This window comes from Maribacter luteus (assembly GCF_009674825.1).
In the GTDB taxonomy this organism is placed as follows: Bacteria; Bacteroidota; Bacteroidia; order Flavobacteriales; family Flavobacteriaceae; genus Maribacter_A; species Maribacter_A luteus.
The window spans coordinates 115,584-140,281 of record NZ_WKJH01000005.1 but is presented as its reverse complement, the minus strand read 5'-3'; the positions used below and the strand labels follow the sequence as shown (position 1 = coordinate 140,281).

Genomic DNA, 24,698 nt, shown 5'->3' with positions numbered 1-24,698 from the left:
CTAAACCATTCCTACCCATGAAGAAGTACCACGTTTTGCTTTTAAGCATTTTTCTATTCGTCATCGGATGTAAAAACGAACAAATCCAAAAAACACATACTCTTTTTGTGGGCACCTATACCGAGAATGGTAGCGAAGGTATCTATAGTTATCATTTCAATCCCAAAACAGGGGATTTTGGCCATAAGAAATTGGCTGCTGAAATAGGGAACCCATCCTTTGTAAAGGTCTCACCGGATAAAAAATATTTATATGCCGTAGAAGAAACCGATAGGTATGAAAACTCCAGCGGAGGCGTGGCCGCTTTTCGTATTGATGGGGATAGCTTGGTGAAAATCAATTCCAATGCCACGGTTGGGGCACACCCTTGCCATATAGGATTGTCTGAAGATGGGCGATTTTTGGCCGCTTCAAGCTATACAGGTGGGAGTCTAACCCTGTTTGATTTAGGTGATGGTGGTGAACTACATCCCAGCCCCCAATTCATGAACCATAAGGTATTGGATACTGTTAAAACTTCCCATGTACATTCTGCCCAATTTACGGAAGACGGACTCTTTGTTGCCGATTTAGGACTCGATGCCGTTAAAAGATACCAATGGGTAGGTAATGAATTTGTTCTTGCAGCACAGCCCTCATTGGATATGGCCTCAGGTGCGGGTCCAAGACATTTTACCTTTGGGCAGGGCGGGCAATACCTATATGTCATCAATGAGCTGAATTCGACCATTACCACACTACAAAGAAACGAGGATAGTACGTATCAAGAGGTTGAATCCCTTTCAACTTTGGCCAAGGATTTTACAGGGGAAAGCTTTTGTGCCGATATCCATCTTTCCCAAGATGGCAAATTCCTTTATGGTTCCAATCGGGGGGAGAATACGATCGTGATTTTTAAGGTGGACCCATCCTCGGGTAAATTGAGTTTGGTCGGGCGAGAAAGCGTAAAGGGCGATTGGCCCCGTAATTTCGCGCTGGACCCCAGCGGTGATTTTCTTTTGGTGGCCAACCAACGCAGTAACAATATCGTTGTGTTCAAACGGGATAAAACAGAAGGTACATTGCAATTTCTTAATGAAATAGCATTACCAAGTCCGGTTTGTTTGGAGTTTTTGGAGTAGAATAGGATTTAATGCGATCAAAAGGCTAATTTGATTGATGAATCCTCAAAGGAGTTTTATTTATTCCTTACTTTTAGTCTTGACTAATCAGAACCTTCAAAATATGAAAACTTTCTACGCTTGGGCGAGCATCGTTATGCTGGCCTTTTTCCTATTTCCATCAACAAGTCTTGCCCAAAGAAAAAAAAAGTCGCCTACCACAACTCCAGAATATCCTGAAGAACTCTATTCCAGTTTGAACTACCGTTTGATCGGACCATTCCGAGGAGGGCGTTCCGCTGCCGTAACAGGTGTACCGGGAGAACCCAACCTTTTCTATTTTGGGGCCACTGGAGGTGGTGTCTGGAAAACCACGGATGGCGGTCGTAGCTGGAGCAATATCTCCGATGGCTATTTTGGGGGAAGTATAGGTGCCGTGGAAGTGGCCAAAAGTGACCCCAATGTCATTTATGTAGGTGGGGGAGAAAAAACCTTACGGGGTAATGTGTCTTCCGGTTACGGTGTTTGGAAAACCGTAGACGCCGGTAAAACATGGACTTCGGCCGGATTGAAAAATAGTCGGCATGTGCCCAGAATACGAATACATCCTACGGATTATAATACGGTATACGCCGCTGTTCTAGGGAATATCTATACACCAACCCAAGACCGAGGAATTTATAAAAGTACCGATGGAGGCAAGACCTGGGAGAAAAAGTTATTTGTCAACGACCAAGCAGGAGCTGTTGATCTGACCTTTGATCCCAACAATCCACGTATTTTGTATGCCTCTACTTGGCGGGCCAAACGTACCCCATATAGTTTAAGTAGTGGTGGTGATGGTTCTGCCCTATGGAAAAGTACCGATAGTGGCGAAACTTGGAAAGAAATCTCTAAAAATGAAGGTTTCCCAAAAGATACCTTGGGAATTATAGGCGTAACGGTCTCTCCCAAAAATTCCGATCGGGTTTGGGCCATAGTGGAGAATAAGGAAAAAGGTGGGTTATACCGATCTGATGATGGAGGTAACAAATGGACACAGGTCAATAGTGAACGAAAATTACGCCAACGTGCATGGTATTATACACGTGTTTATGCCGATACCGAAGATGCCGATGTAGTATATGTGCTCAATGTAAATTACCATAAATCGACCGATGGAGGTAAGACCTTTAAAACTTTTAATGCTCCCCATGGGGATCACCACGACCTATGGATAGCGCCCGAGAATGGCCAGCGAATGATCATTGGTGATGATGGGGGTGCACAAATCTCTTATGATGGGGGTCAAACCTGGAGCACGTATTACAATCAACCTACCGCCCAATTTTATAGGGTTACGACTGATAATTCTTTTCCTTACCGTATCTATGCCGCCCAACAGGATAATTCCACCGTACGGATCAAGCATCGTAGTGATAGCCGAAGTATTGGCGACGGGGATTGGGAATCGACCGCTGGAGGTGAGTCGGCCCATATCGCAGTGGACCCTTTGAACAACGATATTGTTTATGGCGGTAGTTATGATGGTTTTTTAACCCGTGTGAACCATGCAAGGAAAACAGCACGGGGCATCAATGTTTGGCCAGACAATCCTATGGGTCATGGTGCCGAAGGAATGAAATACCGTTTTCAATGGAATTTTCCGATTATGTTCAGTAAGCACAATCCGAAAAAATTATATGCCTTTTCGAACCATGTACATGTTACTGAAAATGAAGGCCAAAGTTGGAAATTGTTAAGCGGTGATCTTACAAGAAATGATCCTACCAAATTGGTTTCAAGCGGAGGTCCTATTACCCAAGACAATACCAGTGTTGAATATTACTGTACTATTTTCGCAGCGAATGAAAGCCCCTTAAAAGAAGGTTTGTTATGGGTAGGCAGTGATGATGGACTCGTTCATGTTTCCAAGGACAGTGGTGTTAATTGGGAGAATGTTACCCCATCTAATATGCCCGAATGGAACATGATCAATAGCATTGAACCCTCCGCCTTTGATGAGGGTACGTGTTACGTAGCTGCAACGCGATATAAATTGGGCGATTTTCAACCCTATCTCTATAAAACCACGGACTACGGTAAGAACTGGTCAAAAATAACGAATGGGATAAATCAGGAGCATTTTACCAGAGTGGTCCGTGAAGACCCTAAACGTAAGGGGTTGTTGTATGCGGGCACTGAAACCGGCATGTATATTTCCTTTGATGATGGAGCACATTGGAATCCTTTCCAATTAAATTTACCCATTGTACCGATTACCGATTTAACCATTAAGGATGACAATTTGATAGTGGCCACACAAGGTCGAAGTTTGTGGATCATTGATGACTTAACGGTATTGCATCAATTGGATTCGAGTAAAAAGTCTGCATCCTCAATCTTGTATAAACCCAAGGATTCTTACCGTACAAAAGGTGGAACGTTAAAAACCCCTTCAAAAACCGCAGGGACCAACCACCCTAATGGGGTTATTACCCATTTTTATTTGAAAGATCTGTCCGAGAAAGATAGTATCAACCTCACTTTTACAACAATGTCCGGGGATACGTTGGCAAATTACAGCAATACCGCCAAGGAGAAAGATAAAAAGCTCGAGGTCAAGAAAGGGGGCAATACGTTTGTTTGGGATACCCGAGGTAAGGGAGCCAAGAAATTGGAAGGTATGATCCTTTGGTGGGCCAGTTTGGATGGGGCCAAAGCCGTACCGGGGGATTATAAAGTGAATTTGAACGTGAATGGTGTATCTACTACCGAAACCTTTAAGATACTTCCCGATCCAAGGGCAGAGGTTTCGGTAGCCGATATGCAAAAGCAGTTCGATTTTATTACGGATATCAATACGACAATCGAAAAAGCGCATCAATCCATTGAAAAAATAAGGAACATTACAAAGCAACTGGATGCTTTTACCAATCAGTATAAAGACAATGATGCCACAAAAGAATTGATAGAGAAAGCCAGAAAGATGAAGGAAAGTTTGGGAACCGTTGAAAAAGCCCTTTATCAAACCAAAAATAGAAGTGGTCAAGATCCTTTGAATTTTCCTATTAGATTGAACAATAAATTAGGACATTTGAACAGTCTGGTGGCTATTGACGATTTTCCACCAACGGATCAGGATATTGCAGTGAAAAATGAATTGACAGCACAGATCAATGAACAGCTTAAGGCCTTTGACGCCGTGGTCGATAAAGAACTTAAAGAGTTTAATGCGGCCTTTAATGAACTGAAGTTAAATTATCTTTTTATTGAAGAAGAATAGGGAGTGATGGAATTTGACCTATTGAGCGAATATTGAGCATAAAACGAACAACATATCATATAGATGAGAAAAATTATTTTAATACTACTGGTTTTAGTAACAACTGAGGGTTTCTCCCAAAAAGTAGGAGACTATTTCAAACCTCTAAAATATCGGAACATTGGTCCTTTTCGTGGCGGTCGGTCAGTTACTGCAACGGGTGTTGTGGGTGATCCCTTAACGTATTATATGGGTACGACCGGCGGAGGCCTTTGGAAAACCTCTGATGCCGGACAACGTTGGGAAAATATTTCCGACGGTTTTTTTGAAATGGGTTCGGTAGGTGCGGTAGCCGTGTCAGCTTCCAATCCAAATATCGTTTATTGCGGTATGGGAGAACATGCTCCAAGAGGGGTAATGACTTCCTATGGAGATGGGGTGTATAAATCAACGGATGCAGGAAAGACCTGGAAAAAAATCGGGTTGGAAGCTACCCAACATATTGCTAGGGTCGTAATTCATCCTACAAATCCTGATATCGTTTATGTAGCTGCACAAGGTGCACTTTATGGCCCTAATAAGCATCGTGGTATTTATAAGTCAGTTGACGGGGGAAAGACCTGGAAAAACACCTTGTTCGTTAATGAATTAACTGGATGCTCAGAGTTGTCCATGGATGCCAACTATCCGGAAATCATGTACGCCACGATGTGGCATCATCAACGTAAACCCAATATCGTTATCAGTGGTGGCGAAGGCAGTGGGGTTTATAAATCTATCGATGGTGGGGAAACTTGGTTCAAGATAGAAAAAGGCCTTCCTGAGGAAAAAGGGAAAATGGCGATATCGGTTAGTCCGGCAAACTCCGATAAGGTATATGCCCTTATCGAAAGTGATTCCAATAAAGATAAAGGCGGGTTGTTCGTCTCCAATAATGGCGGTGATAGCTGGAGCATGGTCAGTGGTGATAATCGATTAACACAGCGGGCCTGGTATTATACTGAAGTATTTACCGACCCTAATGATGAAAACACGGTTTATGTCATGAGTGCCCCTGCATTACGTTCCATAGATGGCGGAAAATCTTGGGAGACTTTATCGGGTACGCATGGTGATTACCATGACCTATGGGTCAATCCCAATAATTCGAATAACATGGTCATTGCCAATGATGGGGGTGCCGCTATTAGTTTTAATTTTGGCAAGACTTGGTCAACACAGGATATTATGCCAACGGCCCAGTTTTACAGAATCAGTGTCGATAATCTGTTCCCGTATAATATTTATGCCGGACAGCAAGATAATACCTCGGTAAAAATTGCCAGTCTTTCCTTGGGAAGAAGTGGAATCACCGAACAGGATTGGACTTATGCTGCAGGTGGGGAGAGTGCGTTTTTGGCCTTTGACCCTAATAATCCCCGATATGTTCTAGGAGGAAGTTATTTGGGTACCATTGAGGCGTTGGATATGGAATCCAAGGCTTCTACCCAAATCATGGCAGCTCCCATACAGTATCTAGGAAGGGAAGCCAGGAATATGAAATATCTTTATAATTGGAACGCACCTATCATTCGATCACAACATGAACCGAATACCTTTTATCATTGCGCACAGTTAGTACTTCGTACTCGGGACATGGGAGTTACTTGGGAAGAAATGTCTCCCGATTTAACGCGTAATATGGATGATAAACAAGGGAATGGTGGCGGACCGTATACCAATGAGGCCGTAGGTGCCGAAAATTACGGAACCATAGCCTATATGATAGAATCTCCCCATGAAAAGGGAGTGTTTTGGACAGGGAGCGATGACGGGTTTGTGCAACTAACGAGGGATAATGGCATTACTTGGCAGAATGTGACTCCAAAAGGATTAAAAGAGTGCTTGGTCAATGCGATTGAAGTATCCCCTCACGATCCTGCTACCGCATATGTTGCTACCACTCGGTATAAATTCAATGATTATACTCCGGCTATTTATAAAACAACTGATTACGGTAAAAGTTGGACAAATATAAGTACAGGCATACCTTATGGGGCTTTCACAAGGGTTGTTCGGGAAGACGAGGTTCGTAAAGGCTTACTTTATGCGGGAACGGAAAAAGGAATGTACATTTCTTGGAATGATGGTAAATCGTGGGAACCCTTACAACTGAATCTACCGAAAACACCTATTACGGACTTGAAGGTACATCAAGGTAGCCTAATCGTGGCGACCTCCGGACGTGCTTTTTGGATCTTGGATGATTTAACCGTTTTACAACAACATCAATCTTCTAAAAACGGATTGAAATTGCTTCAACCTAGCGATGCCTTAAACGGTTCTTGGAGAAGTCCAATGAGTCGTAATACCACTAAATTCAAAGGAACCGATGCTTATGACGGCGTAAATCCTGCCAACGGTATGGTCATTTATTATGAGCTTCCCAAGCTTGCGGATAGCACCCATATTTCTTTGGATATATTAGATAGTCAGAATAGATTGGTACGTACTTTTACTTCCAAAAAGGATAAAGATGCCATTACCTATAATGGGGGCGGACCTTCAGTAGATCCTCTTTTGGATAAAAACGAAGGCTTGAACCGATTTGTATGGAATATGCAATACCCTTCACTTCCCGGAATACCGGGCGTTTATATTGAGGCCGGATTTAGGGGGCATAAGGCATCACCAGGAAAGTACACCTTAAAGCTGAAAATGGGCGATGAGGTCGTCTCCACCGCTGGAAATATCATAGAAATGCCCACTTATGAAACAAAAGAGGGTCAGTATAAGGAGTATGATGAAATCATGACCGAAATGGAACGGAAACTGACGGTTATGCACAATAAATTGAATGCTTTATACAAAACCCAACAACAATTGAAGGCGGTCATAAAAGGCCTTAAAAACGAAACTTTGAAGACTGAAGGGCAAAAGTTGCTCGATGCATTGGATACTTGGGACAAGAAGATGGTTCAAAGAAAGTCCAAGGCTTATGATGATGTTGAGAATTTTCCCAATAAATTTACAGCGGAGTACTTATTTTTGATCGATGCCACCAATAGTAGCATTCCAAAGGTAAACCAAGCCTCAAAAGATCGTAAAGTCGAGCTCGATGCACAATGGAATGTATTGGAAAAGGAGGCCGAAATGTTTTTGAAAACCAGTATACCGGAATTCAATAAAAAACTTTGGGAAGAGGGAATAGGAGCGCTTCAAATAGAAGAATAAATGGAATATTACAACTATATAAAATCGTTACACCTGATTTTTGTCGTAACATGGTTTGCCGGACTCTTTTATATACCCAGATTGTTCATTTACCATATTGAAGCATCTGAAAAACCGTCACCGGATAAAGAAATCCTGACCACGCAATTGAAGTTGATGACCAAACGATTATGGAAGATCATTACATGGCCTTCGGCCATTTTATGTACCATTTTTGCTGTTTGGTTGCTACTATTGCAGCCGGTATGGCTGCAACAACCATGGATGCACGTAAAATTGCTGTTTGTAGTGCTTTTGTTTATTTATCATTTAAAATGCCACCAGATCTTTAAACAATTACAGCGTGATGAGATAAAATATACCTCACGGTTTATGCGCATCTGGAATGAAGGTGCTACGTTAATTTTATTCGCTGTGGTTTTTTTGGTAATTCTAAAGAGTGCCTTTAATTGGATTTTCGGTGTAATCGGGATTATTTTATTAGGGATATTACTTATGTTGGGTATTAAGCTCTACAGAAGTATTCAGCGTAAGAATCCGGAAGCATAGGGCTTTAGTCCAAAAAAAGTCGGAAACCTGTGTTTACCATTTAAAATGGTGCCTACTTGCTTCTAATTGAAACTGTATAGGTAATCGATAATGGCCTGATATTTGCTATCTTTATGTTCAAATTAAAGCTACTTGGTCAGAAATATTTCGCTACGTTCAAGGATATTCGCCACCATGATCTTATTGGTGCTCATTGCATCGATATTGATTTCGGGGGTAACCATCTATCAATACCGTGAAACCTTAAAGGATTATCATGCGCATCGCTTGGAACGTAAAGAAGAACAGGTAAAGCAAAGTGTTCAGAATACCCTAAAAAACACCACTTATGCTTTAACTACCGAAAACCTTCATCTTATTTTTAAGGATGATATTTATGAAATTGCCGATGTACTGAATGCCCCTTTCAACATTTATGATCTAGAAGGGCAATTAATCAAAAGCTCAAGACCTCGTTTTGAAATTGATCCACAATCCAATTGTTTGGATACCGAGGTGCTCAATAATTTGGCAATGAGCGTTACCAGACGGTACTTGGAGAAGACTTCTACGGCCGGTGATAAATACCAAGCTTCGTACACCTATATCAATGACAAAAAATTTAAACCAATTGGTATATTGAATTTGCCCTATTATGAGAACAATGCCCTTAATGATATGGAATTAAGGCAATCATTGATGCAATTGGGGTGGGTTTACTTTTTAATGTTATTGATAGCCATAGGATTGGCGTACTTCATCACCAAGTATATTACACGATCGTTGCATACGGTTTCTGATATGATGTTCAAAACCGATCTTACCAAGCGTAACAAGAAAATCATTATTGATGACCTGGATACCGAAATAGGTAAATTGGTAGCGGCCTATAACGCAATGATCGATGAATTGGAACAAAGTGCGGTAAAATTGGCTCGCAGTGAACGGGAACAGGCATGGCGTGAGATGGCCAAACAAGTGGCACATGAAATCAAAAATCCCTTGACACCCATGCGATTGAGCGTTCAAAGTTTTCAACGTAGGTTCGATCCCACAGACCCTGATATTAAGAAAAAAGTTGATGAATATTCGAACACCTTGATTCAGCAAATTGATACGATGAGCAGTATAGCCTCGGCATTTTCCAATTTCGCCAAAATGCCTGCCCAGCAAAATGAGACCTTGGATGTGGTTAAGATCGTACGTTTGGCTTTGGATATTTTCAATGAACCCTATATACATTTTATCAGTGATGAAGATGAGATTATTGCAAAATGGGATAGGACTCAACTTATAAGAGTAGTTACCAATTTGGTAAAAAATGCCACTCAGGCGATGATCGATCAACCGTCCCCTAGGATTTTGGTAACAGTGGCTTCAGAAGGTGATAACGTTAAGATTTCCGTTGCCGATAATGGTATCGGTATTGCAGATGAATTCACCGAAAAGATCTTTGAACCTAAATTCACAACAAAATCCAGCGGCATGGGACTTGGTCTGGGTATGGTAAAAAATATGGTCGAAACGTATAACGGGAGCATCAATGTTACGTCCCAACCGGGAAAAGGAACCGTTTTTACGGTAATTTTCCCTAAGAATCAACCCGATGAAGATACTAAAAAAGCAATTACATGAAATATAAGAACATTTTAGTAGAAAAAGAGGATAGAACCGCATGGATTACCATAAACCGTCCGAACAAATTGAATGCCTTAAATAAGGATACGATAAAGGAGTTGCATGAGGTATTCTCAAAATTGGAAAAGGATAAAGGTGTATTAGTGATCATTCTTACCGGTAGCGGGGAAAAGGCGTTCGTTGCCGGGGCCGATATTGCTGAGTTTGCTGGGTTTTCAGAGAAACAGGGCAAGAAATTGGCGGCCAAAGGGCAAGAAATACTATTTGATTTTGTTGAGAACCTTTCTAAGCCGGTTATCGCTGCAGTGAACGGTTTTGCCTTGGGAGGTGGATTGGAATTGGCGATGGCCTGTCATTTTAGGGTAGCCAGTGAGAATGCTAAAATGGGGCTGCCCGAAGTTTCGCTAGGGGTTATTCCCGGATATGGCGGAACCCAGCGTTTGCCGCGGTTGGTCGGTAAGGGAAGGGCCATGGAAATGATCATGACGGCCGGGATGATCGATGCTCAAAAGGCGCTGGACTATGGATTGGTCAATTATGTTGTTCCCCAAGAGGGATTGACGGACCTTTGCTCCCAATTGGCAGGTAAGATATCGAATAATTCCCCTGTTGCCATTGGTTATGCAATAAAAGCCATAAATGATTGTTTTAACACTAATGTAAACGGGTTTGCCACAGAAATAGATGCCTTTGGCAAATGTTTTGGTACTGCTGACTTTAAGGAAGGTACCAGTGCATTTCTTGAAAAGAGAAAAGCTGATTTTCCAGGCAAATAAAACCCAAAATTCCTTCATATGAATCTGCGAAGATATATCTCCATGTTCTTTGTCCTGTTTGTTACCTGTATGGTTTCCGCTCAGGATATTCCCCTTGACTTCTCAATCGGGGAAAAATATAATGATAGGTATAAATACTCCAATCTTTTGACCATTTCCAATGATGGCAAAGGAGGGACTTTTTTAGTAAGGTCTTATTATACGGGGGTTATCCTAAAGCCTAAAGGATATATGATCGAGCATTATGATGCCAATATGCAGTTGATCAATGAGTATAATTATAAACTCAAGAATGCAAATCTTGTTGATGGGTATGTAGCCAATGGACAGATTTACCTTATTTTCCTTGATTATGATTACGATGCTCTGGCCTATGAGTATTCAGTACATCGGAGTCCACTTTCAGATATGAATTTCACAAAGGAAACTTTATTGACAGTGGCTTCTAAAGAGGTGAACAATCCGTTGGATAAAAATTATTATAATCGAAACTTTTCTTCTGGTTTCACCACTTCGGTACTTTTCAATGATAAAAAGAATGCTTTTGTGATCAGCACTCATTTTAAGAAGGGCAAGACGAATAAACATTTTATCTATCTGTTCAATTCCGGTTTGCAAAAAGTGGTTGAGCATGATTTTTCAGATGAAGTTGAAGAGAAAAACTATGCCTTCGAGAATGTTGCTTTCTCCAAGGATTTACAGGAAGCTTATATAATTGGTAAGGCCTATTTTAAGAAAAAAAGGTTTTTGGCCAATGAGCGAAAATTCCAGTACGAGTTGATAAAGGTTTCAAGAAGCGGGGCACAGACACAGACTTTTGACGGTCCTGGTAAATTTTCTGAAGCCTTGATACCCATCGTAAATGGAAATGAACTCCTTTGTGTTGGCTTTTATGCAAACAGGAAGGATAACAGGTACAATGGTTTGGCTTATTTCAATATTGATCCAAATACCTTAGAATTGAATACCAAGAAGTATAGTCCGTTTTCTGAACAGTTTATGATGGATAAATTTGGCCGTGAAGAGGATAAGGATATTAAAGATTTGGTGTTCAAGAACGTCAATGTTTCCAACGATGGTTCGATCCACTTTAATGCTGAGGAATATTTTATAACCTCAAGCGTGCAGGCGAATTCTAGTGGTGGGCGATTAAAGGTCACAAGGTATCACCATAATGATATTGTTAGTGCAAAGCTTAGCGCGGACGGTGATATGTTATGGGCAAGGAATATCAACAAAGCAGAGGTTACCCAAGGCGATGGTGCCTATGCCTCATATTGCTCCTATACGAAAGATGACAATACTTACTTTTTCATAAGTACGGCTGCCGAAAATCCTCAATTACTTCCCGGTGATCGTTTACTCTTTAAACAGGGATTAAGTAGAAATAGGAATGTATTTGTCATTAAACTTGATGCACAAGGACATATCAGTTATAAAAAGCTGATTGATGATAAGGAAGCCCGATTACCCTTAATGGTCTCAAAGCCATTGTTCAATGTACATAACAACGAGGTAGTATTCTACGCCAAAAGAGGAAGCAAAAAGCAATTGGTCAGGGTACTTATCCAGTAGTCAATATGTAGTAATCATCAGGCAGTGTACTGTTTCCATTCGATTACCATATATTTAGTTTCTTTTCCGTGAATCCTTTTTGGTTGCCATTTTTACGAAATAATGGTTGTAATGAATTGTTTCAGTATAAAATATTTAACGTTCATATCAATCCAAAATAGGAAATAATCCATAAATTTGGAATAAATCCTAATTTGAAAGATTTAAACTATCGCAAAGGAAGAGGCGCACAGGCATATGTACCCAACAAATTTTTGCAATATGTACATGAATCCCGAGATGAATTCTTGGAGTTCTGTCGTATTGAGGGGGAAGATGCACATCAAAGAAAAACCAGCTATATCCCCATTTTTCCCAAAACCATTGTGAATAAGGTTACGAGTCCGGATGTAGGTATAGGTTACTCATTAAATCCGTATCAAGGTTGTGAACATGGTTGTATTTACTGTTATGCTCGAAATTCCCATGAATATTGGGGTTATGGGGCCGGATTGGATTTTGAACAACGAATTTTAGTTAAAAAAGATGCTCCTTGGTTGCTGGAGCAAAAATTGAAAAGTAAGGTTTGGAAAGCCGAGACTATTGTTCTCTCCGGGAACACGGACTGCTACCAACCTGCGGAGAGAAAGTTTGAATTGACTAGGGAATGCCTTAAGGTGTTTCTGAAATACAGACATCCCGTGGGAATCATAACCAAAAATGCGTTGATCTTGCGCGATTTGGATATTTTAAGGGAATTGTCGAATAACAGTTTGGTAATGGTAAATGTATCCATTACCTCACTTTCGGAAGAAACGCGCAGTATTTTGGAGCCACGCACCGCTACAATCAAGAAACGATTGGAAACCATTCGTATTTTATCAGAAAACGGTATACCGGTAAATGCGATGTTAGCACCTATAATCCCGGGGATAAACAGTCATGAAATAATGGATTTGGCGAAGGCTTTTTCAGAAAATGGTGCATTATCTTTTGGGTATACTATAGTTCGTTTGAACGGGGCCATAGGCCATATTTTCTCCGATTGGATCAAGAAGGCCTTACCCAATAAAGCCGATAAAGTATTGGCCCAGATTAAATCTTGTCATGGTGGCACCTTAAATGATAGTCGTTTTGGAGTGCGTAGTAAGGGCGAAGGTAAAATAGCGGAGCATATACATAGTCTTTTACGATTGGCACGGAATACCTATTTTAAAGAAAATGAATTGCCTAAATTAAATAAAGGACTGCATGTACAGTTCAAAAACGGTCAATTAAAATTGTTTTGATGGTTCAGAAAAGCCTAAAAGGTTATAAAGTTCCTTTCCATTCATTATAAAATTGTTCTAGGTAGTTGAGCATAAAACCATGTCTCTCTTCAGCCATTTTAGTGCCCATAGGGGTATTCATTTTATCCTTTAGTAAGAGTAGCTTTTCGTAAAAATGATTAATGGTTGGGGCATTTGATTTTTTGTACTCTTCCTTGGTCATATTCAAATTGGGGGCAATATCGGGATTGTACAATTCCCGGTTTTTGAATCCGCCATAATTAAAGGCTCGGGCAATTCCTATGGCTCCTAAGGCATCAAGACGATCAGCGTCTTGGATAATCATTAATTCCGTTGAGAGGAACTGGGCCTCGACTTTTTTTTCTAAACTGTTCTTAAAGGATATGTTGTTGATGATGTTCACCACATGACAAATGGTTTTTTCAGCAACACCAATCGATTTTAAAAAATCTTGTGCAATTCTCGGGCCTATGGATTCATCCCCATCATGAAATTTTGCATCTGCAATATCATGAAGCAGGGCCCCAAGGGAAACAACAAGCAAATCAACTTCTTGGTCCTGGGCTATTCGCTGGGCGTTTAAATATACCCTCTCAATATGAAACCAATCGTGGCCTCCTTCTGCTTCTTTAAGGGTTTCTTTTACAAAAGCGATGGTTTTTGAAATAATTTCAGAATCTTTCATTGTGGGGAATGTATACCTGATTTTATACTTTCTTCAACTTGTTCGAACAATGTATTGAATTCGCCTTTGTTCTCGATCGGTTTTTGAATATCAAAAGTGATATGGTTGCCTATACCATATGGGAATTTGCCATATCTGAGCATTTTCCACGAATTGTTGATGCTTATGGGAACGATCAAAGCCGATGGCGCATTTTTCATCAATATTTTAAGTCCGGTAGGCTGAAAACTCTTTGGATGACCGTTCCTACTCCTTGTTCCTTCAGGGAATATTACGGCACTTCGATTATGCTTCTCGATGTATTTACCCAATTTAGCAATCTGTACCAAGGCCTGTTTGCTGTCTTTCCTATCTATTAAAACGGAACCTCCATGTCTAAGGTTGTAAGAAACGCTGGGGATACCTTTCCCTAATTCGATCTTACTAACGAATTTAGGGTGATATTTTCGCATAAACCAGATAATCGGGGGAATATCGTTCATACTCTGATGGTTAGAAACGATGATCAAGGGCCGATCTGTTGGCAATTTGTATGGATTATTGAATTTATAGGTAGTGCCTAAGAAATGTGTGCAACGTAAAAGACATAGGTTAAGGATGCTCACACTGGCTTTGTGGGCATTGTAACCAAAGAGGTTAAAACACAGCCATTGAATGGGATGGAATATGGCAAGGGCCAATCCAAAAAACAGGAAATAAACAACGGTAAGCGGATATGCCAAGATCTTTTGCATAAGACAAAAATAAACGAGACCTCCCATGTTTTCAAAACTTGAGAGGTCTTTTTGCAATTTATTCTTGCGTTTATGCTATTTCGATCCTAATTAAAGGGAAGGAGGCTTAGCAAAATTCGTTGTAGGCTTCGGTTAAATTCTCTGCAATAAGTTCTGCAGGTCGGCCTTCAATATGATGGCGCTCGACCATATGAACCAATTCCCCATCCTTGAACAAAGCTATACTTGGCGATGAGGGTGGAAAAGGAATCATAAGATTTCTTGCTGCATTCACTGCTTCAGTATCAACACCTGCAAATACCGTAACGCAATGGTCGGGTTTCTTGGCGTTCATTAAACTTATTTTGGCAGCAGGCCTAGCATTTGCCGCGGCACACCCACAAACAGAATTTACAACAACCAACGTTGTACCTTCTTTCTTAATGGCGTTTTCTACTGCATCTGCCGTAAACAATTCTTCAAACCCGGCATTAGCCAAGTCGTCTCTCATAGGTTTTACCAATTCTGCTGGATACATAATCTGTTTTTTATCGATTTATAAAGTGGTCAAATATAACCAATTTGTCGTAGTACACCTGATTACTTAACTTTTCGTTACAAGTTGTATTGGTCGGTATTATTATATCTTTGCAAAAATTATTATGTACTATGATTAAATGGTTAGCGGCCGTAGTCGGTTTTGCCATTCGAGGTTTTTCTGGAGCAATTTTAGGTTTTTTATTTGGCAGTTTTATCGATAGCCTTAGCGGTAGTGGCAGGTCCAACACCGTTTTTAAGGATATGACCCGTCAAAAAGTTTCTCCTGCTGATTTTGAATTGAACCTACTTTCACTTTGTTCCATTGTTATTAAGGCCGATGGTTCGGTTAACCAAAGGGAGCTTGATTATGTGCGCCAATATTTTGTTGCGACTTATGGTAAGGATAAGGCGAATGCCATTTTCAGGACATTCAACGATATCAATAAAAAACATGAAATATCGGCACAACGTATTTGCACTTTTTTAAACCAAAGGACCCGTTATGAAGTGAGATTGCAGCTATTGCATTTTTTGTTCGGTATTGCCCAGGCAGATGGCTCAATAAGAACCCCCGAAGTAAATAAAATACGTGAAATATCAGGTTATTTGATGGTTTCGATGCGCGATTTTGAAAGTATTATGGCGATGTTCGTAAAATCGGGTGATGATGCATATAAAATTCTGGAAATAGATAAAACGGCCACTAACGATGAAATTAAAAAGGCATATAGGACTATGGCGAAAAAATACCATCCGGATAGGGTGAATACGGAAAATGAAGCCATAAAAAAAGGGGCTGAAGAGAAATTCAAAGAGGTTCAGAAGGCCTATGAGCAACTACAACAGGAAAGAGGTATTATTTAAATAGCTTTAAACATGGAGAATTTTTGGTTTTATATTGAACTGGGCCTTAATCATGTTCTCGACTTTTCGGCCTATGACCACATTCTGTTCTTGACCGCATTGAGCCTACCGTTTACGTTCAAAAGTTGGAAGAAAGTCTTAATCCTGGCGACTGTATTTACCATTGCCCATTGTTTTTCTTTGGGTTTATCCGTTTATGAAGTCGTGGTTATGGATATCGGTTTGATCGAGTTTCTTATTCCGGTAACCATATTGTTAACGGCAATATTCAATTTGGTATACTTAAAATCCAAGGCCAAGGAAAAAAGTATTTTGTTACATATTTTGGCTACTGCGTTTTTTGGGCTTATCCACGGTTTCGGATTCAGTAATTATTTTAAAATGCTCATGTCGGGAGAAGAGGAAAAACTGTCCCCGTTATTGGGTTTTGCTGCGGGGATAGAGCTGTCACAAGTGCTTATTGTATTGAGCGTACTGGCCTTAGCCTTCATAATCCAGTCTGTTTTTAAGTTAAAACAAGGATATTTTGTCAAAGGGGCATCAATATTGGTCATTTTGATTACAATACCCATGCTAATTGAAACGTTCCCTTGGTAGTTAATGTTAATTTTACCCCATAGTTTTGTCAGGCTTTTATAAAGCAGGTATATTAGTCTTTCAGCAACAAATGAGTTGACCGAGCCTTTATGAAAAAATCCAAGCAAGAAAAATACGATAGGGCCTATTTAAGAATGGCCGCGGAATGGGGTAAACTTTCTTATTGCAAGCGTAAACAGGTTGGGGCCATAGTGGTCAAGGACCGTATGATCATCTCCGATGGGTATAATGGTACACCAACAGGATTCGAGAATTTTTGTGAAGACGAAGAGGGATATACCAAATGGTATGTACTTCATGCAGAGGCCAATGCCATTTCAAAAGTGGCATCTTCGACACAATCTTGTGAAGGTGCTACGCTTTATATTACTCTTTCCCCATGTCGGGAATGCAGTAAATTGATACATCAATCTGGCATAAAACGTGTGGTATATAAAGTCGCTTATAAAGACGTTTCCGGATTGGAGTTTTTGGAAAAGGCGGGTGTTGAATTAGTACATATGCCTATAATTGAGGAACCTGTAATTTAAAAGATCTATATTGAGTTTGAAAGGAAAATACAGTTACATATTACCTACGATCATCGCAGCGGCTTTAGCTGTTGGTGTTTTTGTTGGTGGAAAGCTCCATTTCAATGATTCACCTGAAAAATTATTCACCACCAATTCTAAAAAAGACAAACTCAATAGGTTGATCGACTATATTGATTATGAGTATGTAGATGATATTGATACGGATAGTATTGTAGATGTTACGGTAAACAATATTCTTGAAAAATTAGATCCTCATTCGGTGTATATCCCTAAACGTCAAATGGAGGAGGTTTCGGAGAATATGAAAGGTGATTTTGTTGGTATCGGCATTAATTTCTATCCTTATAAAGACACTATAGCGGTAATTAGGACCATTGATAAGGGGCCAAGCTTTCTTAAAGGAATCTTGCCCGGTGATCGCATTTTAATGGCAGACAATGATACATTGTACGGCAAGAACTTGGCCAGTGAAAACATAGTGGAAAAATTAAAGGGTGAAAAAGGTTCTTACGTTGAGCTAACCGTTTTTCGTAAGAGTGAGGACAAGACCTTTAAAGTAAACGTAAGAAGGGATGTTGTGCCCATTAAAAGTGTAGAGTCTTATTTTATGATGACCCCGAAGATGGGCTACATAAAAGTGAACCGCTTCGCCGAATCTACTTTCCGCGAATTCAAGGATGCCCTAAGTGCCTTAAGAAAGCAGGGAGCAGAAAGACTTACCTTGGACTTAAGGGATAATCCAGGAGGTTATTTGGGTATTGCCGAACAGATGGCCGATGAATTTTTAGAAGATGGTAAATTGATTCTTTTTACTAAAAACAAGAAAGGTAAGATCGATAAAATATATGCAACCGATAAAGGTAGTTTTGAAGACAAACCCATTTATGTGCTTATAAACGAACGATCGGCCTCGGCAAGTGAGATTGTAGCCGGTGCCCTGCAGGACAATGATATTGGTACCATCGTTGGGCGACGCTCTTTCGGCAAAGGCTTGGTACAAAGGGAAATGGACCTAGGTGATGGTTCTGCAGTACGGTTAACGGTTTCCAGATATTATACGCCTACTGGTCGTAGTATTCAACGAACCTATAAAAATGGGAACAAGGATTATTATAAGCGGTTTACAGATAGGTATCACAATGGGGAGTTGGTGTCCGTAGACAGTATTAAAGTAGCCGATTCCCTAAAATACACTACACCAAAAGGTAGGGTTGTTTATGGTGGTGGCGGAATAATCCCCGATGTTTTCGTGCCCATAGGTTCCAATGAGGAAGAGGCTGTGGAAAGTATGGATAACCTTGGATTTCTCTCCTTCTTCGTTTTCGAATATTTGGATGAGGATCGAAGCAGGTTTTCAGATATTTCCAAAGAGGAATTTATAAATGAATATCATGTAGATGATATCCTTTTTGAAAGGTTTGTTGATTATTCAGTGAATAGAGGTCTTAAGATGGAATTCTATGATTATGAAGATCAGATTAAACTATATATAAAAGCGGCTTTGGCAGATCAATTGTTCGGCCCCAACAGCCATGCAAAAATAAAAAGTACCGCAGATGCTATGCTAAAAACGGTAATGGAATTAGATGCCCCAATGGTGAAACAGGCCGATGCCGATAGCATAGAAGAAAACAATTAATCCTCGTCTATTTTCTTCTGTATTTTCTTGGATGTCAAGAAAATCAATAAAATGACTATGGCACAAAGTGCCGCTAGAATTCCAATAAGTGCGATCACACTGTTACCTTCAAGTGGATTGTTGAAATCTATCAATGTCACATTATAACCCACCAAGGCAATAGCCAAAAAAATTAAGATAATCGTTAATATTTTATTCATTTTTAAAACAATGCGTTAATATTTGCAGTGAAAAGTTTCACGGCAATGGCCAATAATATTACACCAAAAACCTTACGGATAATATTGATGCCATTTGCACCTAGAATCTTTTCAATTCGTTTTGATGCCTTCAAGACTATATATACAAAGATAATGTTTACGAGTATGGCAACAATGATATTTTCTACATGATATTCAGCTCGTAATGATAACAAGGAAGTCATTGTTCCCGCCCCGGCAATCAAGGGGAAGGCAATGGGCACTATCGATGCACTTTCAGGTTCATCATCTTTATATAGGGTTATGCCCAAGATCATTTCAATGGCCAAGAAAAAAATTATCAATGAACCGGCAACGGCAAAGGAATACACATCAATACCGATCAAGGTGAGAATCTCTTTGCCCACAAAAAGAAATGCGATCATGATCAGTGCGGCCACTAAAGAGGCTTTTTCTGACTGTATATGCCCAACTTTCTTTCGTAAACCTATGATAATGGGGATACTTCCTATAATATCGATTACCGCAAAAAGCACCATGCTAGAAGTAGCGATTTCCTTAAAGTCTAAATTCAATTCCATTAAAACTGTTTTTAAAAGTTGACAAATCTACGTTAAGTCATTTGTTTTTAGATCTCATTAATGATTTTTTATAGAATTCAATCTAGGCACAATGTACTATCTTTGACCGCAAAATGTAGCGTATGTTCCAATTGGGTAAGACCATTGTGTCGGAGGAGATTATTGAGAATGACTTTGTTTGTAATCTTAATGCCTGCAAAGGGGCGTGTTGTATAGACGGGACAGCAGGTGCACCTGTAGAAGATCATGAAACCGAGATTCTTGTTGATATTTATAAGGACGTAAAGCCTTTTTTACGCCCTGAAGGTATTGCGGCCATCGAGGAGCAAGGGGCATTTGTAAAGGGTGAAGATGGTGAATGGGAGACTACTTTGGTTAACAATAGTGAATGTGCCTATGTTATTTATACCGATGACCAAATTGCCAAATGTGGTATAGAAGAAGCCTATAATCAAGGTGTTATTTCATGGAAAAAACCGGTTTCGTGCCATTTGTACCCGATTCGCTTAAGGGAATATACCGAGTTTACTGCTGTTAATTACCATAAATGGGAAATTTGTGATGCTGCCTGTGAACTTGGGGCTTCGCTTAAGGTTCCTGTCTATAAATTCGTAAAAGAGGCATTGATACGAAAATTCGGGGAAGATTGGTATGTCGAATTAGAGGAGGTTGCTGCCGAACATTCTAAATCGTAGGTAAGTGTAATACGACCTTGGTTCCTATGGCGTTTTTGTCATCATCATAAAGATCTATAATGGTAACATCGAAGGTGTTTTGATAATCCCTCGCAAAATTCGCCAATCGTTCTTTGGTTATTTCGATGCCGACCGATTTACGCTTTAGAACCTTACTTTGTTTGATTACTTCTGCGGCATCCCTACCTACACCATTGTCAGTAATGCTAATATCTATAAAGTTATTGTTGCCCTTGCTTACATGAAGGTCGATGTTTTTTTCACCTTCCTTTGAAGAAAGACCGTGCCAAAGTGCGTTTTCAAGAAAAGGCTGGAGTATTAAGGATGGAATTTTTATGGTATGTATATCAATATCCTCATCAATGCTGATCTTGAAATTGATCTCATTTGAAAAACGGATATTTTCAATATTCATATAGAGTTCAACGGTCTCCAATTCCTCGGCCAAGGGAATCTCTTTCAAGGATGAGGCCTCAAGGATCTTTCGTACTAATTTCGAGAATTTATTCAGGTAATGTACTGCATTTTTTTTGTCGTTGTTAATGATATATAACTTAATGGAATTCAATGAATTGAACAAAAAATGTGGATTCATTTGACTACGTAGCATCGATTGCTCCAGTGTCAATAGTTTTTTATCGTTCTTAAGTTGGTATTGACGATAAAGTATGTAAAATATCCCGGATAAAAGTATGAGCGCAAAACCTCCGATCAGTAATCGGGTCTGGTTCTTTCGTAGTTTTAATTTTACGATTTCATAGTCTTTATTGATAATCTCTATTTCATTGTTTTTCTTTTCAATATTGTAGCGGCTTATCAAATCGCCAACATATCGTAAATTTCGCTCATTAACGGTTTTTTCGTCAAATTCTTTGGCCAGTTTATAATGGTTTATGGCCTTTTTGTAATTTCCTTGTTTTTCTGCTAGAACCGACAAATATGAATTCGCTAATGATATGTTCGAGGGCAGATTATGTTTTTCGGCTATGTTTAGACCGGTTTCTAAATTGAGTTTGGCCTTTTTTAGATTTTCTTTTAATAGATAGGCCCAACCTAGATTTAGATGGATACCGGAAGTAAGGTACTTGTCGCCAATCTCTTGTGATGCCAATAAAGTGGGTTCCAGGATTTCTATGGCTTGATCTAATTTATCCTGGATAATATACACATGGGCAATACTGTTTTTACAGATTACCTTTCCTTTGTCACTATCTATCTCTTCGTTATAGGCCAAGGAAGTTCTATAACTTTTAAGGGCCTCATCTAATTTGCCTTGCATTTCTTGGCATTCTCCAATGTTCTGATGGTTTATGGCAAGGCCTAGTTTATTGCCCAGTTCATTTTCGAGTATTAGTGATTTTTGAAATTGGTCAATGGCCAGATCATATTGTTCCAAGGTTTGGTAGATATTGCCTATACCATTTAAGGATACGTTAATACTTCTTTTGAGTCCTTCAGAAGGCTTTTTCACCGTTTCTGCCAAGGAAAGGGCCTCTTGGCTATAATCCAACGCCGACTTTATGGCATCCCTTCTACGATGGATCACACTTAACATATTTAGGCTATATACCTCGAATTCAAGATTATTCCCGGCTTTTGAGGCATCCAATGCTGCCTGGTGCAGGTTTATGGCTTGGGTAAACTGTGATATATCCCTATATCTTCGGCCTAATTGGTTTAAGGCATATGCCTGTCCACTATAATAATTTTTGTTGTTCGCTTCTTGCGCCAAAAAGCGCATTAAAGTAGTGTCTTTTCGTGTTGGCCTTAGAACAGCATCGATTTCGGCATACGTTCTTGGGGCGCCATTAATGAGACTATCCACGGTTTTTTTATAGGCATCGGGTATTTTTTGGGAATGCCCAAGTAGGGAAAACAGAGAGATAAATAGAAAAATACTTTGCCATCTACCCATAAAATAAGGTCTATAATTCGTATTTAAAAGATTGTGGAAGAACATTAAAATTTATATCATATCCAGAAAATCTGACTTCTTTTGTCTGGAGACCGGAATTTTATGGTTAGAATTAAGGATCACATAACCGTCTGTCTTCAAGAATTCTTTTATTTTATGAAGATTGATGATATATGAATTGTGAATCCTGAAAAATGAATCGGATGGCAAAAGTTCATTCACCTCCTTTAGTTTCTTGGTCAAGAGTATTTTTTGTCCGTCAGTAAGGTATATTGTACTGTAATTACCATCGGATTCGGCGTAAAGTATTTCGTCACTTTCCAAAAACAATAATTTACCATCGGTATTGAAGGTTATCTTTTTGTGAAGGGCATTGTCGTTGAAGTTGAGAAGTATCTTTTCAAGTCGTTCAGAGGTAAAGTTTTTGGCATTGAATTTTTTGATCTTTACGATCGTATCCTTCAAATCATCTGTATCAATGGGTTTCAGCAGATAATCAATCGCTTCATTTTTCAATGCTTTTATGGCATATTGGTTGTAAGCCGTGGTTATGACCACCGGAAAATTCTTGTTGGTAAGTTTTTGAATAAACTGAAAGCCATCCATAGTTGGCATTTCAATATCAAGAAACAAACAGTCAGGAGTGGTTTTGTTCAGATATTCCAAGGCCTCGAAAGGATCAGTGAACGATGCACTGACCTTTATTTCATCACTAAAATTGGTAAGCTCCCAAGAAAGACTCTGGAGTGCTTTTATTTCGTCATCGACAATTATGGCTTCAAGCATAGTAAAAAAGTCTTATTGTAAGGTAATCAAATTTAAAATTAAGTTCGTACTTAACAAGTGAATTTGTATCAATGGAGGTATTTTGAGTGTGGTTGACGGTTATTTTATATAAAGGTGTTACACATCAAATATCGGTGTAAATTCCTACAAACAGGCATAAAAAGGCAATTATGGGATTTTTTCCTTGCAAATTATACATGTTTTGTGGCCATTTATACATAATGTTAATTGCAGTCAGTTGGCATCTGATAATTTAGGGCATGAATATTGTTTTTGTTTCCCCATGTAAGTATGACTAACAATCCTAAAAAAGGAATTAAAACAGACTCATGAAAAAATGTATTATAATGTTCGCTTTATTGGTTTCTGCACTTATCGTTGCAGTAATTGTTGAAAAAAACAAGGTAGATGTACCTAGTTCAGATTTGCTTATAAGTGAGAACTATACTGATGAAAAAAGATTAGATTAAATAGGTCTCAATTGTACAATTGAATATGAATTGACAAAAGCCCAATAAATGAATCACTATATGCTCAAATTTTTTAAAGTTGGATTTTGGTTTTTAATACCGTTCTTCTTTATTTCCAATACGGATTCGGAAACCATACGTTTTCAGTTCAAAGAACAAACAGGTATTGGAATGGATGCCGATAAGGTATTCGAAGAATTATTGAAAGGGAAAGTAATCTTTGAAACGAATAAGGGATTAACGATCCAAGGAGAGCCTTTTACATCGGTTTCTTTGAAATTCATGAAAGGAGATCGGCAAATGGAATTTCTGATAAAAGAAAAAGACGACCCAATAGGATTAAGAACAGGGGAGTACCAATTGCCCTCTCATTTTAATGGGCTTTTGAACAATTATGACGGTGTTTTTGGTTATGCCGATATTAAGGTTTTGGGAGAAGAGCCTTTGTTCGCTAAAAAAGGAAAATTGGTTTTTACCCAAATTGATGACAAAAATATCAAAGGCTATATGAACGTTGTGTTCAAAGACAATAACAGTAGGGAATTATTCGTTAATGGTGATTTTCATGCTGTAAACACAAAAGATAATTGATATAATTAATTGGAAAATAGAGGTTTAATAATAATTGTGTATTTTTAAAAGTTCTAATTTTCCGATGTTTGATAAAAGATTAATTAAAGTAATAAGTTCATACAAATAAGAATAACTGCCAATCAAAAATGTACGGCTCAAAGGGTAAGTTGAAAAAAGACACAACTGCTTTAACAACAACCTAACTGATGACAGCTACATATTGACCATTGATCATATTGTTTGATTTTATGGTTGCTCGATTATAGGTTTCGGGGGAACTACCTGGATCAGCACAATTTGTAGTCAAATTGATTTTGATTTATCAGAGGGCCGTACAATTTGGCGTTATTTTTTTTATACAATACATTCCCAGGTTGCCATAACCTTGTATATTCCCTTTGTTTTATTTCTGCCAACATCTATTGGGATGTGATTGGTTTGCTACTGTTTTATAATTTAACTTGTTGTCATATCTAATTGATATTAAACCGAATAGTATTAATTTTTATACTTTCTGGTTTATTGTATTTCTCCATATTTTTATCAAAATGTCCGGTTTTAAAAA

At 39.2% G+C, this 24,698-nt stretch carries 22 protein-coding genes; 15 read left to right on the top strand and 7 right to left on the bottom strand.

The window, feature by feature from the left end:
• Positions 1 to 17 precede the first annotated feature (17 nt).
• The 8 genes from GJ691_RS08460 to GJ691_RS08425 all read left to right on the top strand — a co-directional run bounded on the left by GJ691_RS08460 (position 18) and on the right by GJ691_RS08425 (position 13,342).
• Positions 18 to 1,121, top strand: a complete 1,104-nt coding sequence (locus GJ691_RS08460) for a lactonase family protein (RefSeq protein WP_154365813.1) — start codon at positions 18 to 20, stop codon at positions 1,119 to 1,121.
• A gap of 103 nt (positions 1,122 to 1,224) precedes the next feature.
• Complete coding sequence (locus tag GJ691_RS08455; RefSeq protein WP_154365811.1) at positions 1,225 to 4,365, top strand: WD40/YVTN/BNR-like repeat-containing protein; 3,141 nt, start codon at positions 1,225 to 1,227, stop codon at positions 4,363 to 4,365.
• Positions 4,366 to 4,428: 63 nt separating this feature from the next.
• Entirely contained in the window at positions 4,429 to 7,557 is a 3,129-nt protein-coding gene (locus tag GJ691_RS08450) for a WD40/YVTN/BNR-like repeat-containing protein (protein WP_154365808.1), read from the top strand.
• Complete coding sequence (locus tag GJ691_RS08445) at positions 7,558 to 8,106, top strand: CopD family protein (RefSeq protein WP_154365807.1); 549 nt, start codon at positions 7,558 to 7,560, stop codon at positions 8,104 to 8,106.
• A 174-nt stretch (positions 8,107 to 8,280) separates the two neighbouring features.
• The gene (locus GJ691_RS08440; protein WP_154366196.1) at positions 8,281 to 9,720 is read left to right on the top strand and encodes a sensor histidine kinase; all 1,440 of its coding nucleotides are present in this window, start codon (positions 8,281 to 8,283) and stop codon (positions 9,718 to 9,720) included.
• Positions 9,717 to 10,499, top strand: coding sequence for an enoyl-CoA hydratase/isomerase family protein (locus GJ691_RS08435; protein ID WP_154365804.1), 783 nt, complete (start codon positions 9,717 to 9,719; stop codon positions 10,497 to 10,499). The genes GJ691_RS08440 and GJ691_RS08435 overlap by 4 nt, the downstream gene beginning before the upstream one ends.
• A gap of 18 nt (positions 10,500 to 10,517) precedes the next feature.
• Entirely contained in the window at positions 10,518 to 12,074 is a 1,557-nt protein-coding gene (locus tag GJ691_RS08430) for a hypothetical protein (protein ID WP_246200150.1), read from the top strand.
• Between the two features lie 194 nt (positions 12,075 to 12,268).
• Positions 12,269 to 13,342 carry a PA0069 family radical SAM protein gene (locus tag GJ691_RS08425; protein ID WP_154365802.1) on the top strand — a complete coding sequence of 358 codons (1,074 nt, stop codon included), beginning with the start codon at positions 12,269 to 12,271 and terminating at the stop codon, positions 13,340 to 13,342.
• A 22-nt stretch (positions 13,343 to 13,364) separates the two neighbouring features.
• Here the strand turns inward: GJ691_RS08425 and GJ691_RS08420 are convergent, their stop codons facing one another.
• The 3 genes from GJ691_RS08420 to GJ691_RS08410 all read right to left on the bottom strand — a co-directional run bounded on the left by GJ691_RS08420 (position 13,365) and on the right by GJ691_RS08410 (position 15,278).
• The gene (locus GJ691_RS08420) at positions 13,365 to 14,027 is read right to left on the bottom strand and encodes an HD domain-containing protein (RefSeq protein ID WP_154365800.1); all 663 of its coding nucleotides are present in this window, start codon (positions 14,025 to 14,027) and stop codon (positions 13,365 to 13,367) included.
• Complete coding sequence (locus tag GJ691_RS08415) at positions 14,024 to 14,761, bottom strand: lysophospholipid acyltransferase family protein (protein WP_154365798.1); 738 nt, start codon at positions 14,759 to 14,761, stop codon at positions 14,024 to 14,026. Before GJ691_RS08415 ends, GJ691_RS08420 begins: the two co-directional genes overlap by 4 nt.
• 106 nt (positions 14,762 to 14,867) lie before the next feature.
• Positions 14,868 to 15,278, bottom strand: coding sequence for a BrxA/BrxB family bacilliredoxin (locus GJ691_RS08410; protein WP_154365796.1), 411 nt, complete (start codon positions 15,276 to 15,278; stop codon positions 14,868 to 14,870).
• Between the two features lie 131 nt (positions 15,279 to 15,409).
• Here GJ691_RS08410 and GJ691_RS08405 point away from each other — a divergent pair, with 131 nt between their 5' ends.
• The 4 genes from GJ691_RS08405 (at position 15,410) to GJ691_RS08390 (ending at position 18,913) form a co-directional block, all read left to right on the top strand.
• Entirely contained in the window at positions 15,410 to 16,144 is a 735-nt protein-coding gene (locus GJ691_RS08405) for a TerB family tellurite resistance protein (protein WP_154365794.1), read from the top strand.
• Positions 16,145 to 16,156: 12 nt separating this feature from the next.
• Positions 16,157 to 16,741, top strand: coding sequence for a HupE/UreJ family protein (locus tag GJ691_RS08400; protein WP_154365791.1), 585 nt, complete (start codon positions 16,157 to 16,159; stop codon positions 16,739 to 16,741).
• A gap of 89 nt (positions 16,742 to 16,830) precedes the next feature.
• Entirely contained in the window at positions 16,831 to 17,271 is a 441-nt protein-coding gene (locus GJ691_RS08395) for a deoxycytidylate deaminase (protein ID WP_154365789.1), read from the top strand.
• Positions 17,272 to 17,287: 16 nt separating this feature from the next.
• Positions 17,288 to 18,913: a S41 family peptidase gene (locus GJ691_RS08390; RefSeq protein WP_154366192.1), complete on the top strand. Its 1,626-nt coding sequence runs from the start codon at positions 17,288 to 17,290 to the stop codon at positions 18,911 to 18,913.
• Here GJ691_RS08390 and GJ691_RS08385 read toward each other — a convergent pair.
• On the bottom strand, positions 18,910 to 19,113 hold the full coding sequence (locus GJ691_RS08385) for a hypothetical protein (RefSeq protein ID WP_154365788.1): 204 nt from the start codon (positions 19,111 to 19,113) through the stop codon (positions 18,910 to 18,912). The two genes, GJ691_RS08390 and GJ691_RS08385, sit on opposite strands and share 4 nt — an antisense overlap.
• A gap of 2 nt (positions 19,114 to 19,115) precedes the next feature.
• A complete protein-coding gene (locus tag GJ691_RS08380; RefSeq protein WP_154365785.1) occupies positions 19,116 to 19,694 on the bottom strand; it encodes a MarC family protein in 579 nt (192 codons plus the stop codon).
• A 122-nt stretch (positions 19,695 to 19,816) separates the two neighbouring features.
• On the opposite strand from GJ691_RS08380, the gene GJ691_RS08375 reads away from it, so the two are divergent.
• Positions 19,817 to 20,389 (top strand): DUF3109 family protein, encoded by a 573-nt coding sequence (locus GJ691_RS08375; RefSeq protein WP_154365783.1) that lies wholly within the window; start codon positions 19,817 to 19,819, stop codon positions 20,387 to 20,389.
• Here GJ691_RS08375 and GJ691_RS08370 read toward each other — a convergent pair.
• Both GJ691_RS08370 and GJ691_RS08365 read right to left on the bottom strand, forming a co-directional pair.
• Entirely contained in the window at positions 20,379 to 22,304 is a 1,926-nt protein-coding gene (locus tag GJ691_RS08370) for a tetratricopeptide repeat protein (protein ID WP_154365780.1), read from the bottom strand. The two genes, GJ691_RS08375 and GJ691_RS08370, sit on opposite strands and share 11 nt — an antisense overlap.
• Positions 22,305 to 22,355: 51 nt before the next feature.
• Positions 22,356 to 23,090 carry a LytR/AlgR family response regulator transcription factor gene (locus tag GJ691_RS08365; protein WP_154365778.1) on the bottom strand — a complete coding sequence of 245 codons (735 nt, stop codon included), beginning with the start codon at positions 23,088 to 23,090 and terminating at the stop codon, positions 22,356 to 22,358.
• Between the two features lie 329 nt (positions 23,091 to 23,419).
• Here GJ691_RS08365 and GJ691_RS08360 point away from each other — a divergent pair, with 329 nt between their 5' ends.
• Positions 23,420 to 23,560, top strand: a complete 141-nt coding sequence (locus GJ691_RS08360) for a hypothetical protein (RefSeq protein WP_154365776.1) — start codon at positions 23,420 to 23,422, stop codon at positions 23,558 to 23,560.
• A gap of 60 nt (positions 23,561 to 23,620) precedes the next feature.
• Positions 23,621 to 24,151, top strand: coding sequence for a hypothetical protein (locus tag GJ691_RS08355; RefSeq protein ID WP_154365774.1), 531 nt, complete (start codon positions 23,621 to 23,623; stop codon positions 24,149 to 24,151).
• The last annotated feature ends 547 nt before the right edge of the window (positions 24,152 to 24,698 follow it).

What these genes read in the sequence shown, in the direction of transcription:
- GJ691_RS08450 (WP_154365808.1), top strand. Translation starts at nt 4,429, where the DNA reads ATGAGAAAAATTATTTTAATACTACTGGTTTTAGTAACAACTGAGGGT.
- GJ691_RS08430 (WP_246200150.1), top strand. Translation starts at nt 10,518, where the DNA reads ATGAATCTGCGAAGATATATCTCCATGTTCTTTGTCCTGTTTGTTACC.
- GJ691_RS08400 (WP_154365791.1), top strand. Translation starts at nt 16,157, where the DNA reads ATGGAGAATTTTTGGTTTTATATTGAACTGGGCCTTAATCATGTTCTC.
- GJ691_RS08420 (WP_154365800.1), bottom strand. Translation starts at nt 14,027, where the DNA reads ATGAAAGATTCTGAAATTATTTCAAAAACCATCGCTTTTGTAAAAGAA.
- GJ691_RS08375 (WP_154365783.1), top strand. Translation starts at nt 19,817, where the DNA reads ATGTTCCAATTGGGTAAGACCATTGTGTCGGAGGAGATTATTGAGAAT.
- GJ691_RS08405 (WP_154365794.1), top strand. Translation starts at nt 15,410, where the DNA reads ATGATTAAATGGTTAGCGGCCGTAGTCGGTTTTGCCATTCGAGGTTTT.
- GJ691_RS08415 (WP_154365798.1), bottom strand. Translation starts at nt 14,761, where the DNA reads ATGCAAAAGATCTTGGCATATCCGCTTACCGTTGTTTATTTCCTGTTT.
- GJ691_RS08440 (WP_154366196.1), top strand. Translation starts at nt 8,281, where the DNA reads ATGATCTTATTGGTGCTCATTGCATCGATATTGATTTCGGGGGTAACC.
- GJ691_RS08460 (WP_154365813.1), top strand. Translation starts at nt 18, where the DNA reads ATGAAGAAGTACCACGTTTTGCTTTTAAGCATTTTTCTATTCGTCATC.
- GJ691_RS08380 (WP_154365785.1), bottom strand. Translation starts at nt 19,694, where the DNA reads ATGGAATTGAATTTAGACTTTAAGGAAATCGCTACTTCTAGCATGGTG.
- GJ691_RS08355 (WP_154365774.1), top strand. Translation starts at nt 23,621, where the DNA reads ATGCTCAAATTTTTTAAAGTTGGATTTTGGTTTTTAATACCGTTCTTC.
- GJ691_RS08395 (WP_154365789.1), top strand. Translation starts at nt 16,831, where the DNA reads ATGAAAAAATCCAAGCAAGAAAAATACGATAGGGCCTATTTAAGAATG.
- GJ691_RS08360 (WP_154365776.1), top strand. Translation starts at nt 23,420, where the DNA reads ATGAAAAAATGTATTATAATGTTCGCTTTATTGGTTTCTGCACTTATC.
- GJ691_RS08370 (WP_154365780.1), bottom strand. Translation starts at nt 22,304, where the DNA reads ATGGGTAGATGGCAAAGTATTTTTCTATTTATCTCTCTGTTTTCCCTA.
- GJ691_RS08365 (WP_154365778.1), bottom strand. Translation starts at nt 23,090, where the DNA reads ATGCTTGAAGCCATAATTGTCGATGACGAAATAAAAGCACTCCAGAGT.
- GJ691_RS08435 (WP_154365804.1), top strand. Translation starts at nt 9,717, where the DNA reads ATGAAATATAAGAACATTTTAGTAGAAAAAGAGGATAGAACCGCATGG.
- GJ691_RS08455 (WP_154365811.1), top strand. Translation starts at nt 1,225, where the DNA reads ATGAAAACTTTCTACGCTTGGGCGAGCATCGTTATGCTGGCCTTTTTC.
- GJ691_RS08385 (WP_154365788.1), bottom strand. Translation starts at nt 19,113, where the DNA reads ATGAATAAAATATTAACGATTATCTTAATTTTTTTGGCTATTGCCTTG.
- GJ691_RS08410 (WP_154365796.1), bottom strand. Translation starts at nt 15,278, where the DNA reads ATGTATCCAGCAGAATTGGTAAAACCTATGAGAGACGACTTGGCTAAT.
- GJ691_RS08445 (WP_154365807.1), top strand. Translation starts at nt 7,558, where the DNA reads ATGGAATATTACAACTATATAAAATCGTTACACCTGATTTTTGTCGTA.